At 67.4% G+C, this 14,892-nt stretch carries 11 protein-coding genes; 1 reads left to right on the top strand and 10 read right to left on the bottom strand.

The window, feature by feature from the left end:
- Nucleotides 1–4 precede the first annotated feature (4 nt).
- From CFB41_RS21345 to CFB41_RS21300, 10 genes are all read right to left on the bottom strand, one after another.
- Nucleotides 5–1,171 carry a glycosyltransferase family 4 protein gene (locus CFB41_RS21345; RefSeq protein WP_089458947.1) on the bottom strand — a complete coding sequence of 389 codons (1,167 nt, stop codon included), beginning with the start codon at nucleotides 1,169–1,171 and terminating at the stop codon, nucleotides 5–7.
- Complete coding sequence (locus CFB41_RS21340; RefSeq protein ID WP_089457790.1) at nucleotides 1,171–2,355, bottom strand: glycosyltransferase family 4 protein; 1,185 nt, start codon at nucleotides 2,353–2,355, stop codon at nucleotides 1,171–1,173. Before CFB41_RS21340 ends, CFB41_RS21345 begins: the two co-directional genes overlap by 1 nt.
- Nucleotides 2,352–3,818, bottom strand: a complete 1,467-nt coding sequence (locus tag CFB41_RS21335) for a glucose-6-phosphate isomerase (RefSeq protein ID WP_089443023.1) — start codon at nucleotides 3,816–3,818, stop codon at nucleotides 2,352–2,354. The genes CFB41_RS21340 and CFB41_RS21335 overlap by 4 nt, the downstream gene beginning before the upstream one ends.
- A gap of 10 nt (nucleotides 3,819–3,828) precedes the next feature.
- Entirely contained in the window at nucleotides 3,829–4,968 is a 1,140-nt protein-coding gene (locus CFB41_RS21330) for a glycosyltransferase family 4 protein (protein WP_089457789.1), read from the bottom strand.
- Between the two features lie 43 nt (nucleotides 4,969–5,011).
- Entirely contained in the window at nucleotides 5,012–5,971 is a 960-nt protein-coding gene (locus tag CFB41_RS21325) for a glycosyltransferase family 2 protein (RefSeq protein WP_089443025.1), read from the bottom strand.
- Between the two features lie 64 nt (nucleotides 5,972–6,035).
- Nucleotides 6,036–8,261 (bottom strand): polysaccharide biosynthesis tyrosine autokinase, encoded by a 2,226-nt coding sequence (locus CFB41_RS21320; RefSeq protein ID WP_089443026.1) that lies wholly within the window; start codon nucleotides 8,259–8,261, stop codon nucleotides 6,036–6,038.
- 50 nt (nucleotides 8,262–8,311) lie between these two features.
- Entirely contained in the window at nucleotides 8,312–9,490 is a 1,179-nt protein-coding gene (locus CFB41_RS21315; protein ID WP_069251045.1) for a polysaccharide biosynthesis/export family protein, read from the bottom strand.
- The gene (locus tag CFB41_RS21310) at nucleotides 9,484–9,927 is read right to left on the bottom strand and encodes a low molecular weight protein-tyrosine-phosphatase (RefSeq protein ID WP_039345287.1); all 444 of its coding nucleotides are present in this window, start codon (nucleotides 9,925–9,927) and stop codon (nucleotides 9,484–9,486) included. The genes CFB41_RS21315 and CFB41_RS21310 overlap by 7 nt, the downstream gene beginning before the upstream one ends.
- A gap of 30 nt (nucleotides 9,928–9,957) precedes the next feature.
- Nucleotides 9,958–11,370 carry a UDP-glucose/GDP-mannose dehydrogenase family protein gene (locus tag CFB41_RS21305; RefSeq protein WP_089457788.1) on the bottom strand — a complete coding sequence of 471 codons (1,413 nt, stop codon included), beginning with the start codon at nucleotides 11,368–11,370 and terminating at the stop codon, nucleotides 9,958–9,960.
- A gap of 73 nt (nucleotides 11,371–11,443) precedes the next feature.
- On the bottom strand, nucleotides 11,444–12,817 hold the full coding sequence (locus CFB41_RS21300; RefSeq protein WP_069252876.1) for an undecaprenyl-phosphate glucose phosphotransferase: 1,374 nt from the start codon (nucleotides 12,815–12,817) through the stop codon (nucleotides 11,444–11,446).
- A 428-nt stretch (nucleotides 12,818–13,245) separates the two neighbouring features.
- Between CFB41_RS21300 and CFB41_RS21295 the strand changes: the two genes are divergently transcribed.
- On the top strand, nucleotides 13,246–14,772 hold the full coding sequence (locus tag CFB41_RS21295; protein WP_089443028.1) for a mannose-1-phosphate guanylyltransferase/mannose-6-phosphate isomerase: 1,527 nt from the start codon (nucleotides 13,246–13,248) through the stop codon (nucleotides 14,770–14,772).
- Nucleotides 14,773–14,892 lie beyond the last annotated feature (120 nt).

Below are 14,892 nucleotides of genomic sequence, written 5' to 3'. Positions count from 1 at the left end.
GCACTTAACCTGCCGCCTGGATCGCCTCTTCGTACACGCCGGCCACGCGCCGCGCGATCACCGCGTTGTCGAAATGGTCACGTGCATAACGCTTGCACGCGGCTTCGTCGGGCAGCGTGATCGCACCCGACAACGCGGCACCAAGCCCTTCCGCGATCGCGTCCGCGCCCGTGGACGGCAGCACGAGATCGTCGGACAGCCCGGCCACCGCCTCCGGCAGCCCGCCCACCGGCGTGACCAGCACCGGCGTGCCGGATGCGAGCGATTCGACGGTGATCAGCCCGAAGCCTTCGAGCGCGACCGTCGGCACGACGCTGACCGTCGCCGCGCGGTACAGCGCCGCGAGATGGTGGTCGGGCACGAAGCCGAGCAGCTTCACGTTGTCCTGCAGCCCGGCGGCATCGATGCGCTGCTGCAGTTCCTCGCCGATCTTGCCCTTGCCGGCGATCAGCAGCAGCACGTCCGGGTGACGGTGCTTGAGGAGACCGATCGCGTCGATCAGGTCCTCCAGCCCCATGCGCCGCACGAGCCGGCGCACGGCCAGCACGATCGGCCGGTCCTGCGGCAACTGCAGCTTGTGCCGCGCCTCGGCCGGCGTGAGCGGCGTGTCGAACTGCGCGGTATCGACGCAGCCGGGAATCACGCGCACGCGCGACGGATCGATCCCGTAGCGGTTCGTCAGGATCTGGCCGAACGCCTGCGACAGCACGATCAGCCGCGACGAACGCGTATAGACCGCCTGTTCGAGATAGCGCTTCGCGCGCTGGCCGAGCGACGCGGCGCCCTCGACCTGGCTTTCGTCGGCCCACGGCCCCTGGAAATGCGACACCTGCGGAATCCCGCGCGTGACGTCGAGGCCCGGGAACGTGTACAGCGCGAAGTGCGACGAGATCACGTCCGGCCGCTCGCTGCGGATCTCCTCGCGCAACGCGCGCCGCGCGGCGAGCATCCGGCGTGCAAGCGACTCCGATGCGGGGCCGAAGCCCTGGATCGCGCCGTCCGTGTCGTCGGCGACCTTCGGCGAGCCGGCGACGAGCCCGCGCACCTCGACGCCCGCGCCCGGCAGCGCGCCGACGAGCGAGTAGTACATCCGGTCGAGGCCGCCCGCGCGTTCGGGGAACCAGTGCATGCCGATTTGCAACGATTTGATCGGCCGGGAAGATTGGGACATCACGTTTGCTCCTGCGTGACTGCATGCTCGGCCCGCTCGAAAGCGGACGGCTGCGTGGGTTGGCCGATGCGCCGGTAAAGCGCGACATACTGGGCGCCCATGTGCGCCCAGCCGAAACGGGTCATCAGTTCGCGGGCCGCTTCGCCCATCGTGCGACAGGTGTCGCGCGATGCCGCGAGCGAACCGATTGCCTGCGCGAGCGCCGCCGGATCGTCCGGATCCTCCAGCACGATCCCGCATTCGCGCGTGATGATTTCCGCGCCGCCCGCCGTGCGCGCGGTGACGACCGGCAGCCCGGCCGCCATCGCCTCGAGCAGCGACAGGCTCATCGCTTCGTAGCGCGACGGGAACACGTACGCGTCGACCGAGCGCATCAGCGTCGGCATGTTTTTAACCAGGCCGAGGAAATGCACGCGCGAATCGATGCCGAGCGCGCGCGCCTCCTCCGGATACGGGCTGCCGGGCAAGTAGCCGGCCACCGCCAGGTGCACGTTCGCCGGCAGCTTCGTCAGCGCCTTCAGCACGGTGCCGAGGTTCTTGCGCGGCGTGCGCAGGTCGCCGACGAACAGCAGCAGGAACGCATCGTCCGGCAGCTTGAATGCCGCGCGGTCGGCCTGCGCCCCCGCGAACGCGCTGGCGTCGACACCGTTGTAGATCACGCTGATCTTGCGGCTGTCGATGCCGAGCCCGGCGATCTCGTCGGCCACCTTCTGCGACACAGCCGTGATCGCGCGCGAACGGCGGTACGCCCAGCGCTCGAGCGTGGTGTTCACACGCGTATAGACGTACTGGTAGGCCGACCACAGCCCCTTCGTCGGCCCGAACGGATAGTACGGACTCTTGAACCAGCCGCCGTGCACGAAGTGCGCGGTATTCACGTCGGCCTTGATCCACGAAATGAAGCCGTTCACGTGCAGCACGTCGTACTCGCTGCGGTGCGATCGCAGCCAGGCCGCGCTCTTCAGCGCGAACACCTGCTGCTTGACGAGATTCGACGGCCAGAAGCCGCCGACCTTCACGGGCACCCAGCGCACGCGCGGGTCGGCCAGCAGCTCGGGCGCGACATGCGACGCGACCAGCGTGACCTCGTAGTTTTCGGCCAGCGCCGCGCGCGCGATTTCGTAATTGACGCGGCCCTGCCCGTCGTTATGTCGCACGACGTGCGTGACGATCGCGATTCTCAATGGTCGCCTCCCCGTAAACGCGCGGCGGCCAGCAGGCGTTGTGCCTTTTGCCAGTGCGCCGCGGAAAGAATCGAAAAAATGGCCGTGAACATCAGCAGGCCGCCCGTGCCGATCAGCGAGTTCGTGAACACGAGCATCGCGAAGGTCGACAGGCACAGGCTCAGGCACGCGCCGACGAACTTGTCCTTGCGCAGCTTGAACGCCGCGCGCAGCGTGCGGCCGAACAGCATCACGACGCCCGAGAGGTACAGCAGCGTGCCGGGCCAGCCGAGCACGAACGGCACGTTCATCACGCCGCTGTCGAAGCTGCCGTACTTGCCGAGCTCGCCGCTGTCGCTCGACAGCTTCGTGGATGCACCCGTGGCGCCCATCCCTTCGCCGGCGACGTCGGTGAACGCCGTCTGCGCGAAGGTGGCGTAGAACTTGTTGCGGTCGTCGTAGCTGCGGTCGTCCTTCAGGTTCGTGATCGACTGCAGGCGCGCGCCGAGCCGGTCGGCCACCGGCCCGACGGTCAGCAGCGGCACGCACAGGCCGACCAGCACGACGCCGCTGATCAGGATCCGCATCCGTACGCGGTTGTTCGACTGCGCGAGCTGGATCGCGAGCGCGATCACCCAGCCGCCCCACGTCGAGCGCACGAGACACAACGCGAACGACACGAAGCCGGCCGCCCCGGCGAACCAGCGGATCTTCTGCGGCGCCGCGAGCACGAACACCAGCGCGCCCATCATCGCGAACGCGAACGGCCCCGACGAGTTCATCGTGCTGAACACGCGCACGCCGTACGGCACCGGCTCGCCCTGCGAGCCCATGTCGGAACCGATCATCCACAGCACGTCCCACTGCGGCATCACGAAGTACTGCACGATGCCGTACAGGCCCATCACGAGCATGCCCCACATGAACGTGGACAACAGCACGTCGCGGTACTCGGGATAGTCGCGTGCGTTGACCATGATGTGAAAGCCGATCAGCACCGGGTACACCCAGTTCGCGAGGTCGTAGGTCGCGGCCATCACGCCGCTCGACACGATCCCGACGAGGTACGCGTACGCGAGCCCGAACAGCATCAGCAGGATCGGGATCCCGCGCCGCTGCGCGAGCACGCGGTAATGCCGGATCAGCCCGAGGCCGGCGATCATCGTCACCGCGAGCGGCGCGACCTGGATCAGGCTCGTCGGCGTGAACGCGCCCTTCGACCAGTCGGCGAGACGCCGCACTTCCGGGCTCAGGAACCACACCCACCACATGAAGCCGACGTAGCGCGCCGGACTCTTGAAATACAGCCAGAGGCCGACCGCGATGGCCAGCACCGGAAACGCGAGCGTCAGCACCTTGCCCTGGTGAATGGCGATCAGCGCGGCCGTGAACGTCCACAGCCCGGCCTGCCCGACCCAGTGCTTCGGCTCGGGAAGCCAGTTGCGTTTGCGCGACGGTGCGCGTTCGGCGGCAATCGTACTCATCGATCCGCTCTCAGCGCGACGACGGGCGCGAATCCGCGAGCGGCATCGCGAGACCCGCGGCAGCCGGCGTGCGGCGCCGGCGCAGCATGTCGCGCGTGATCCGCACGTGCTGCTCGGCGAACGCCTGCGTGGTCAGGTCACGGTCGCGCAGGCACGCGGCGGCGGCCTGCGCGCAGGCGAGCGCCGCGACCGGATCGGCCACGAAGCGATCGGCGGCCTGGCGCATCGCCTGCGCGTCGAACGCCGGCACATAGGCGGCCGTATCGTGCGGAAAGTAATCGCTGAGCCCGCCGACATCCGACACGATCATCGGCTTGCCGACGGCGGCGGCCTCGAGCATCACCGTGATGCCCGACGCATGGAAGTTCGGCCGCAGCGGCACGACGATCACGTCGGCCCACGCGTATAGCTCGTGCTGCTTCGCGAGCCCCGACGCCGAGCCGATCTTCACGTTCGGTGCATGCCACTCGCGCGGCACGCGGCGGCGCGTCGCGAGCCGCACGTCGTAGCGCTCGTCGCCGCCGAACGCGGCGAGGAACGTGCGCCAGTCGCGGTCGCGATCGTTGCCGATCGCCGCGATCCGCAGCGGCCGGTTCGGTTGCCATTGCCGCGGCTCGGTGATCGGGAAATCCTGCGTGTTCAGCCCGTAGTAGACGAACTCGGCGTCACGGCCGAGATAGCGGCGGCACAGCTCGGCGTTGTCGCGGGCCAGCGTGGTCAGCGCGTCGGCGCGCGCGATCAGCTTGCGGTACAGCCAGCGGCGCGGGCCGCCGAAGCTGTTCCACTTGTCGAACAGCCACACGCTCTGCGCGAGCAGCAGCGGGCGCTTGCCCTGCGCGCCGGCGAGCTTCAGGATCAGTGCAGCGGCCAGGTGCTCCTGTTCCGTGTGCGTCCAGATCACGTCGGTGTTCAGCAGCGCGGCGCGGTTGCGCCACGCATGCACGACGTCGAAGCCGAGCGCCGCCTTCAGCGCGCGGCGCGCGAGGCTGGCGACGCGGTTCTCGCCGCCGTCCTGCGAATAGGTCAGCCGGAATTCGTCGGATTCGGCATGGTGATAGCCGTACAGGCAGCCGATGTTCTCGCCTTTCCGGTAGGTACGCGGATCGGCGCCGTAAAACAGGTGAACGTGGACCTTGGTTGCCGTAGTCATTCAAGCCCTCCGTGGGGGGTCGCGCGCGACGCGCGCAGACCGTTCAAGACGTCACCGGCGGCATCGCCGCACGATGGGGGGCAAGGTTCGCGCGGCGGGCGTCGCGCGCGCCGCGGCGCACCGCGCGCCAGTGCTCGCGGATCCGCTCGCGCTGCGCCGTATGCAGGGACAGCAGCACGTGCGCGAGGCCCGGGTAGACGCGCGTGCCGACCAGCGTCCACCACCACCACGCGAGCTCGCGCCGGACCGGCGGCAGATGCTCGCGCAGGATCAGGTGCATGTTGTACGCGCCGTTGCTGATCGCGTTCAGCGACGCGGCATCGCGCCTGTCGTCGTCGAAGCGCTCGGCCGGGAAATGATCGACCGCGATCGCCGGGTCGTACACGAGCTTCCAGCCGTCGCGCTGCACGCGCATGCTGAAACCCATGTCGTTGTGCACCTGCGCGCCGGCGCCGCGCAGCCGCGTGTCGAAGCGCAGCCGCTCGATCGCGGCACGGCGGTAGCTCATGTTCGCGCCTTTCAGCATGTCGACTTCGCGCGGGCCGCCGACGCCGAGATGATGGTTGCCGACGATCTTGCCGGACAGCGTGAGCTGGCCGACGAGCTCGCGCGATTCGTCGAGCACGCGGCCCTTCTCGTGCACCCAGTCGCGCCCGCCGACCGCGCCCACGCGCGGATCGGCCTCGAACACCGCCTCGACGCGCGCGAGCCAGTCGGGATGCGGCGCCGCGTCGTCGTCGGTGATCGCGACGATGTCGCCGTTCGCCGAGTCGAGCCCCTTGTTCAGCGCGGCGACCTGGCCCGGCACCTCGACCGGCACGATGCGCAGCGGCAGCGCGCCGCCAACCGCCGGATCGGCGAGCCGTTCGTGCGTCGCGTCATCCTCCGGGCGCGCGACGACGATCACCTCGTCGGGCAGCCGATGCTGCCGCTGCAGCGCCAGCAGGCAGCGCGCGAGGTCGGCGGGACGCCGATAGGTCGGAACGAGCACGGAAATTTTCATCGTTGATTCTCCTGTCGGCCGGGCAGGCAACACGCGCTGCCCGCCCGGTTACGTGCGATGCGGATCAGGCGCTCAGGTATTCATGCACGGCCGCATAGCCGCGGCCGTAGCCGCGCGCCTTCGGCGGCACGCCGTTGAAGATCCCGCCTTCCAGGTCGACGCCCGCGGTGCGCAGGCGCTTGATCGCGTCGGCGATCTCGCCTTCGGTATGCATGCCCGAGCGCAGCACGAGGAACGTCGAGCCGGCCATGCGGCCGATGATGGTCGCGTCGGTCACTGCCAGCACCGGCGGCGAGTCGATCAGCACGACGTCGTAGCGCTTGCCGAGCCCCTCGAGGTATTGCGGCAGGCGCGACGACATCAGCAGCTCCGACGGGTTCGGCGGGCGCGTGCCGGCCGAGATGAACGACAGGCCCTGCACCGGCGTTTCGCGTACGGCGTCCTCGAGCGCCGACTGGTCGCTCAGCAGCTCGGACAGGCCCGGCTGCGACGTGAGGCCGAAGTAGCGGTCGAGCAGGCCGCGACGCATGTCGGCGTCGATCAGCAGCACGCGCTTGCCCGAATGCGCGAGCAGCACCGCGAGGTTGACCGTCAGAAAGCTCTTGCCGATACCCGGCGTCGGGCCCGTCAGCACGATTACGCGGTTCTTCGCATCCATCATCGCGAACTGCATCGCGGTGCGCAGGCTGCGCAGGCTCTCGACGCTGAGATCCTTCGGACGCAGGCTCGCGAGGATCGGCCGGGTACGGCTGCCGCTCTTCTCGGCCTGCGCGTCGAGCTTCACCTGTTCGGCGCTTTGCGGCACCAGCCCGTACAGCGGCAGGTTGAACGCGCGCTCGATGCGGTCGGGATCCTCGATGCCCTGGAACATGTTGCGGCGCAGGAACACGACGCCGGTGCCGAGGATCAGCCCGAGGAACACGGCGGCCGACAGGATCAGCACCTTCTTCGGCTTGACCGGATCGCCCGGACGCAGCGCCGAATCGACGAGGTGGATGTTGCCGCCCGTGCCGGCCTTCTGCACCGACAGCTCCTGCACGCGGTTCAGCAGCAGCACGTAGATGTCCTCGGCCACCTTCGCGTCACGCTGCAGCTGGACGGCCTTCACTTCGGTGGCCGGCAGGCTGCGGAAGCGGTTGCTGAACTTGTCCTTTTCGCCCTGCAGCTCGGCGAGCTGCTGCTTCGCGGCGATCACCATCGGGTGCGAATCGGTGAAGCGCTGCGCGAGCGACGCGAGCTGCAGGCGCTGCGCGGCGATCTGCTGCTCGTACTGCACGCTGCCCTCGAGGTAGACCTTCGCCTCGTCGCTCGCGTTGATCGAGCCCGACGTGCGCTGATACTGCGTCAGCGCGGCTTCCGCGCGTTCGAGGTCGGCCTTCAGGCGCGGCTCCTCGCCCTTCAGGAAGTCGAGCATCTTGGTCGCTTCGGCCTGCTTCGCGACCACGTGCTGGTTCAGGTACGACTGCGCGAGCGCGTTCGCGATCGCGGCGGTCTGGTCCGGGTCCTTGCCTTCGAGCGAGATCTGCACGACGCCCGTCTGCTTGCCCTGCTCGGTCACCTGGATGCCGGTCTGGAAGCCGGTGATCGCGTCGAGATCGTTGTAGCGGACCACGGTGAACTGCGTGCCGGGGCGCGCGACGAGCTTCGACACGAGCAGCGTCACGCCGCCGCCCTGCGCCGATTCGCCGACGTGGCCCGACAGCAGCCGCATGCCGTTCGGGTCGACGATCGAATAGGTGCCGTTCGGGCCGGCCGTCAGCGTCAGCTTCTTGCCTTCGAGCGCGGGCACGACGTTGATCGAATCGACGTCGGCCACTTCACCGCCCCATGCGTACGACTTCAGGCCGAGCCACGGCTTCGCCGGCTGGCCCGGCGTCGCGATGCGCGCGGCGAGGCTGCCGATCACCGGCAGCGTCTTCGGCACGACCGAGAAGTTCAGCTTGAACTGCTCGACCACCGGCGCGACCACGCCGCGGCTCTTGATGATCTCGATTTCCGCGTCGGTCGGCGCCTGCTGCGGGCCGCTGTTGATCATCGCGCCCGTCTGTGTCTGCGTGAGCGCCTGCGACGTGTTGTCGTTGCCCTCGACCCGCACGTGCACGTCGGCCTGGTAGACCGGCTTCGCGATGTAGCAGTAGAGGCCGGCGAGCGCGACGACCGTGACCGCGATGCCGAGCAGCAGCCAGATGTCGTCCATGATCACCTGGAGCAACTGGCCGAGGACGACGTCCTCTTCCTCGGTTTTGGCGGACAGATCCGCGTAGGAGTGTTTCGCTTGCGTGTTCACCATTCGTTCCCGCTTGAGTGGTGCCGGGGCGGAGGCGCCGCCCCGGCGGGCTATCAGCGCGTGATTTGCCGCATGTAGAAGATCGTCTGGATCGTCGGCAGCACCTGCTGCAGCACACGGTTGAACTGCACCGAGCTGGCCGTGCTGACGTACACGACGTCGAGCGGTTGAAGCGGGAAGCGGCTCGACAGCATCAGCGCATCCGGCTGCGTCATGTCGAGGCGGAACACTTCAGGCTTCGTCGGGTTGTCGCGCATCCCGCGCATCACGTAGATCTTGCGCGGGTTCGCGTCGGTGTCGAGGATCCCGCCGCCTGCCGTCAGCGCATCGGCGATGGTCAACTTGCCCTTGAGCATCGGCACCGTGACCGGCGTCTTGACCTCGCCCATGATGAACACGCGGCTGTCGCTGCGATCCGGCACGTTGACGATGTCGCCGGGCTGCAGCATCACGTTCTGCTTCACCTCGCCGCGATCGAGCACGCCGTTCGCGTCGAGCGTGTAGAGCTTGCCGTCGCGCGTCAGGCGCACGCGCTGCAGGTCGGCCTCGTTGGTCGAGCCGCCGGAGCGCGAGATCGCGTCGACGAGCGTCAGCGGCACGTCGCTCACCGCGAGCGGGCCCGGCTGCTTCACCTCGCCCGTGACCTGCACCTTCTGGCTGCGGAACGACAGCACGCGCACGTCGAGCTGCGGATTCTTCACGTAGCGCGACAGCGTGGTGGCCATCTGCTCACGGATCTGCGCGACCGTCTTGCCGGCCACCTTGATACGGCCGACGAACGGGAAGAAGATCGTGCCGTCCGAGGCCACCGTCTGGCCGTACGGATCGGCCTGGCCCGGCAGCGCGGTCGTATACGGCTGCTGCAACGCGCCCGCGACCGACTGCGTCGTGTTGCCGCCGCTCGAGAACGACTGGCCCTGCGGCGTCGTCAGCTCGGGGTGGTCCCACACGGTGACGCCGAGGATGTCCTGCGGCCCGACGCGGTACACGTACTCCGACGGATCGGTATAACGTCCGGGCGGCAGCGGATGGTCCACCTGCGCTTTCTGCAGCTGGTCCATCACCACTTTGGCGTCGATGTAATGGACCGGATAGGTTTCGGCCGCTTGCTGCCGGCCTTCGTCCTTCAGGTTCGACGAGTCGAGGTAGTTGCCGGGCGCGGTTGCACAGGCTGACAGGAAAGTCGTCAGCGCGACGGCAAGCGCCACCGGGCGCATCGGGCGTTTCAGCATAGTTTCTGTAGCCATCCTTGAACCAGACGTTCGATCAGTGAGTAGCTCTCGCGGTAATCGGCCTCGGGGCCGCCGTGCGGGTCGGCAATCTCGGCCCCTTCCCACTTGCCGAGCAGGTGGACCTTGCCGCGCGCGAACGGATCGACCGATTCGACGGCCGCAATCTGTCCGCGCTCGCTGACGAGAATCAGGTCGGCGTCGCGCACGATCCGGCGCGACAGCCGCCGCGAGCGGTGGGTCGTCGCATCGACGCCCCGCTCGGCGAGCAGCTGACGCATCACCGGATCGATGCCGTCGCCGTCGTTCGCATGCACGCCCGCCGAGTGGAACGTCGGGCGCGGGCCGCCGCGCGACGCGGCGTGCGACTTGAACAGCAGTTCCGCTGCCGGGCTACGGCAGACGTTCGCGTGGCAGACGATCAGGATGTTCCGGAACATGGCGTCTCGTAACGAGTGACGGGAAACGGGTTACGCGCTCGCGGGCGCGGTGCCCGGCACACGGGCGGCGACGGCCTGGCGCGAGCCCGGCCGGCCGATCGGGTGGTATTCGATGCCCTGCTCGCTCATCGTCTCCGGCTCGTACAGGTTGCGGCCGTCGAAGATCACGGGCGTCTTCCACAAGCGACCGAGCGCGACGAAGTCGGGGCTCTTGAAGATCTTCCATTCGGTGACGATCACGAGCGCGTCGGCATCGCGCGCGGCCTGCGCCTCGTCGTCGACGAAGGAGAGGCGCTCGAGCCAGCTCGGGTGACCGGCGAGATCGAGCTCGATCACGCGGCGCGCTTCCTCCTGTGCGACCGGGTCGTACGCGGCGATGCGCGCCCCGCGCGACAGCAGCTCGGCGATCAGCTCGCGGCTCGGCGCTTCGCGCATGTCGTCGGTGTTCGGCTTGAACGCGAGGCCCCAGATGGCGAACGTGCGGCCGGTCAAATCTTCACCAAAGCGCGCGACGATCTTCTCGGCGAGCACGCGCTTTTGCGTGGCGTTGACCGACGACACCGCCTTCAGGATCTGCAGTGCCTGCCCGTGCTCGTCGGCCGTGCGGATCAGCGCCTCGACGTCCTTCGGGAAGCACGAGCCGCCGTAGCCGCAGCCGGCGTACAGGAAGTGATAGCCGATGCGCGGATCGGAGCCGATCCCGCGGCGCACGGCCTCGATGTCCGCGCCGAAGCGGTCGGCAAGATTCGCCAGCTCGTTCATGAACGAAATGCGGGTCGCGAGCATCGCGTTCGCCGCGTATTTCGTGAACTCGGCCGAGCGCACGTCCATGTACAGCGTGCGTTCGTGGTTGCGGTTGAACGGCGCGTAGAGCTTCTTCATCAGCTCGCGGGCGCGCTCGCCCGGCACGTCGTCGTCGCAGCCGATCACGATGCGGTCCGGCCGCGTGAAATCGTCCACCGCCGCGCCTTCCTTCAGGAACTCCGGGTTCGACACGACCGAGAACATCTGGTCGCCGCCGCGCTTCGCGAGCTCTTCCGCCACCGCCGCGCGCACGCGCTCGGCCGTGCCGACCGGCACCGTCGACTTGTCGACGATCACCTTGAAGCCGGTCATGTAGCGGCCGATATTGCGTGCGGCCGCGAGCACGTATTGCAGGTCGGCCGAGCCGTCCTCGTCGGGCGGCGTGCCGACCGCGATGAACTGCACGTCGCCGTGCGCGACCGCGGCCTCGATATCGGTCGAGAAGCGCAGGCGGCCCGCCGAGCGGTTGCGCGCGATCACTTCCTTGAGGCCCGGCTCGTGGATCGGCACGCCGCCGTTGTTCAGGATGTCGATCTTTGCCTGGTCGACGTCGAGACAGAACACGTCGTGCCCGATGTCGGCCAGGCATGCGCCGGTGACCAGCCCTACATAACCGCTGCCGATGATAGTCAGATTCATGATGTGTCGGACCTCTTGACCAATGATTCGAAATTCGTAAAACCGGAATGCCTGCGCGGCGCGATCTCGGTGCTCAGTACGCGTTGCTGCCGGTGAAGCCTTTCCAGAGCGTCAGCACGACGATCTTGATGTCGAGCCAGAACGACCAGTTCTGCATGTAGTACAGGTCGAGCTTCACGCGTCCCATCATCTTCTCGATCTGGTCGGTCTCGCCGCGAAAGCCGTTGATCTGCGCCCACCCGGTGATGCCCGGCTTGATCCGGTAGCGGAACATGTAGCCCTTGACCAGATCCTTGTAGATGTCGTCGTGCGCGAGCGCATGCGGGCGCGGGCCGACGACCGACATCTCGCCTTTCAGCACGTTGATGAACTGCGGCAGCTCGTCGAGGCTCGTGCGGCGCAGGAACCGGCCGACCGGCGTCACGCGCGAGTCGTTCTTCTTCGCCTGCGTGACCTGCCCCGCCACTTCCTCGTGCACCTTCATCGAGCGGAACTTGTAGATCTCGAACTCGTGCCCGTCGATGCCCTTGCGCTTCTGGCGAAAGAACACCGGGCCGCGCGACGTCAGCTTGATCAGGCAGGCGATCACCAGCATCACCGGTGCGAGGCCCGTGAGCGCCACCAGCGCGAACGCGCGGTCGAACACGAACTTCGGCAGGATCCGCACGTCGGTGATCGGCGACGCCGCGAGGTTGATCGCCGGCACGCCGAGCACCTCGACCACTTCCTGGTTGAAGAACGACAGCGTGCGCACGTCCGGGATGAAGCGGATATTCACGAAGTCGTGGCGGAACACCGTCACGATCTGGTGAATCCGGCGCTCCTCCGTGATCGGCAGCGTGAGCCACAGCTCGCTGATCGCGCGGCTGCGCACCAGCCACACCAGCGATTCGAACTGCCGCTCGATGCGCACGTCGTCGAGCGCGACTTCGCCGGGCGCTTCGCTCTCGTCGTACACGCACACCGGGTTGAAACCGGCTTCCGGCCGCGCCCGCATCTGGGCGATCAGCCGACGCGCCGCCGGCGTCCCGCCGACGATCGCGACCGCCTTCAGGTTGTAGCCGCCGCGGCGCAGTTGTCGCAGCACGACGTGCACGCAGGCCTTCGAGCCGGCGAGCAGCGCCATCGTCACGAGCGCCCAGTACCCCAACCACAGCCGCGACAGGTCGCCGGACTGGTGAAAGCTGAAGCTCAACAGGATGCCCGCGAGCTCGACCACCAGCCATGCGAACGCGACCCGCCCCACCAGCCCGACGAGACGCTTGCCGCGCCACGACTGATAGATGCCGAAGGCGGGAAAGCACACGACGACGAGCAGGCAATCGAACAGCATCATCGTGCGCTGCAGGTCGTTGAGCCAGATGCTGCCACCGTGCAGCGCGGCGGCGATCAGCGCCCCCGTCACGACCATCGCGATATCGATGACTCTCGCCAGCACGCTCAACATGTCTGCTTCCTCTTTGAACAGGCGTTTGCCGAACAGCTCCTTGTGCGACCCGTGCCGCACATTCGATTCAAACGTTGCATGACGCTATTGAAGCGGTAAGAAATTTTCGCCTCAAGCGTACAAGTATTTCGAAAAATAATCGGAAATTCTTGCCGCGATGTTTTTGAATTAATTCGGCACGTTTTCCCGAAATTCCCAGGAATCGGGAATTTTTCAGAAGCTTTACGATTTCAGCTCGCCCTTTGCGGGCGGTCAAGACCAGCCGATTCACCGATTTATTTTTTATTTTTTTATTTGCATCGGATGCTGGCGCGGAAAATTCTTCCCGGTGAATGCATGTCGAATATTCGGCAATGGATCCGGTTTTATTGTCGATTTACTTCATGCTACAACGACAGGCACTGACTTCAACCGTGGAGAGTGTCCTCATGAATGCTCCGGCCGTGGCTGCCGAAACGCGCCATTCTTCTTCCGCCGCACCCGCCGCCGGCACGCGCGTCGCCGTGCAGCCGGTGATTCTCGCCGGCGGGTCCGGCACGCGCCTGTGGCCGATGTCGCGCGAACGTTTTCCGAAACAGCTGATCGGCCTGCTCGGCGAACATTCGCTGCTGCAGTCGACCGCGCTGCGCCTCGACGGCCTGGCGGCCGACCATCCGCTGAACGACGACGTGCTGATCGTGTGCGGCGAGGATCACCGCTTCACCACCGCCGAACAACTGCGCCTGACCGGCAAATCCGCGTCGATCATGCTCGAGCCGATCGGCCGCGACACCGCGCCCGCGCTGACGCTCGCCGCGTTTCGGCTGGTCGCCGGCGGCAACGACGCGGTGATGACCGTGATGCCGGCCGACCATGCGGTCGCCGACCTGCCGCGCTTCCATGCGGCCGTCGCGGCCGGCGTGCACTGCGCGATGCAAGGCAAGATCGCGACGATGGGCATCGTGCCGACGCACGCGGAAACCGGCTACGGCTACATCCGCGTCGGCGCGCCGCTCGGCGACGCCGCCACGGGCGCACTCGACGTGCGCCGCCTCGACCGTTTCGTCGAGAAACCGCACCTCGAACTCGCTCGGCAGTACGTCGCATCGGGCGAGTACTGGTGGAACAGCGGCATCTTCATCGTTCGCGCGTCGGTCTGGCTGAAGGCGATCCGCCAGCTCGAACCGGCGATCTACGCGGCCTGCGAACAGGCCGTCGCCCAGGGCAAGGCCGATGGCGACTTCTTCCGCATCGATCGCGAAGCGTTCGCCGCGTCGCCGTCGAACTCGATCGACTACGCGGTGATGGAGCCGCTCGCGAGCCTGCCGCAACTGTGCGAAAGCGTCGTCGTGCCGCTCGACGCGGGCTGGTCGGACGTCGGCTCGTGGGACGCGATCTGGCAGATCTCGCCGAAGGACGAAGCCGAGAACGTCGGCCGCGGCCACGTGCTGTTCGAAGGCGCGGAGTCGACGTTCGCGCATTCGGAAAGCCGGCTCGTCGCCTGCGTCGGTACGCAGAACCTCGTCGTCGTCGAAACGCCGGACGCCGTGCTCGTCGCGGACAAGTCGCGCGTGCAGGACGTGAAGAAAATCGTCGGGCGCATCAAGGCGCAACGCGGCGCGGAAGCGACCGATCACCGCAAGGTGCATCGCCCGTGGGGCCACTACGACTCGGTCGACATGGGCGAGCGCTTCCAGGTGAAACGCATCGTCGTGAAGCCGGGCGCGCAACTGTCGCTGCAGATGCACCACCACCGCGCCGAACACTGGATCGTCGTCTGCGGCACCGCGCGCATCACGCGCGGCGACGAGACGTTCCTGCTCTCCGAAAACGAATCGACGTACATCCCGCTCGGCGTGTCGCACCGCCTGGAGAACCCGGGCAAGATGCCGCTCGAGCTGATCGAAGTGCAGTCGGGCGCGTATCTCGGCGAGGACGACATCGTCCGCTTCGACGATACCTACGGCCGGCAGTAACGCACGTGCATAGCGAGGCGCCGCTTCGACAGCGGCGCCTCGGGCAAGACAGGCATGGAAAGACGGGACTTCCGCGCGGGTGTCGTGGCACACGACGGCCCGCGCGTTTCGACAGGTCGG

It is taken from the genome of Burkholderia sp. AU33803 (assembly GCF_002223095.1).
Taxonomy (GTDB): domain Bacteria; phylum Pseudomonadota; class Gammaproteobacteria; order Burkholderiales; family Burkholderiaceae; genus Burkholderia.
This window is presented reverse-complemented; position numbering and strand designations above follow the sequence as displayed.

Coding starts and splice junctions, on each gene's coding strand:
- CFB41_RS21345 (WP_089458947.1), bottom strand. CDS start 1,171: ATGTCCCAATCTTCCCGGCCGATCAAATCGTTGCAAATCGGCATGCAC.
- CFB41_RS21335 (WP_089443023.1), bottom strand. CDS start 3,818: ATGAGTACGATTGCCGCCGAACGCGCACCGTCGCGCAAACGCAACTGG.
- CFB41_RS21330 (WP_089457789.1), bottom strand. CDS start 4,968: ATGACTACGGCAACCAAGGTCCACGTTCACCTGTTTTACGGCGCCGAT.
- CFB41_RS21325 (WP_089443025.1), bottom strand. CDS start 5,971: ATGAAAATTTCCGTGCTCGTTCCGACCTATCGGCGTCCCGCCGACCTC.
- CFB41_RS21320 (WP_089443026.1), bottom strand. CDS start 8,261: ATGGTGAACACGCAAGCGAAACACTCCTACGCGGATCTGTCCGCCAAA.
- CFB41_RS21315 (WP_069251045.1), bottom strand. CDS start 9,490: ATGCTGAAACGCCCGATGCGCCCGGTGGCGCTTGCCGTCGCGCTGACG.
- CFB41_RS21310 (WP_039345287.1), bottom strand. CDS start 9,927: ATGTTCCGGAACATCCTGATCGTCTGCCACGCGAACGTCTGCCGTAGC.
- CFB41_RS21305 (WP_089457788.1), bottom strand. CDS start 11,370: ATGAATCTGACTATCATCGGCAGCGGTTATGTAGGGCTGGTCACCGGC.
- CFB41_RS21300 (WP_069252876.1), bottom strand. CDS start 12,817: ATGTTGAGCGTGCTGGCGAGAGTCATCGATATCGCGATGGTCGTGACG.
- CFB41_RS21295 (WP_089443028.1), top strand. CDS start 13,246: ATGAATGCTCCGGCCGTGGCTGCCGAAACGCGCCATTCTTCTTCCGCC.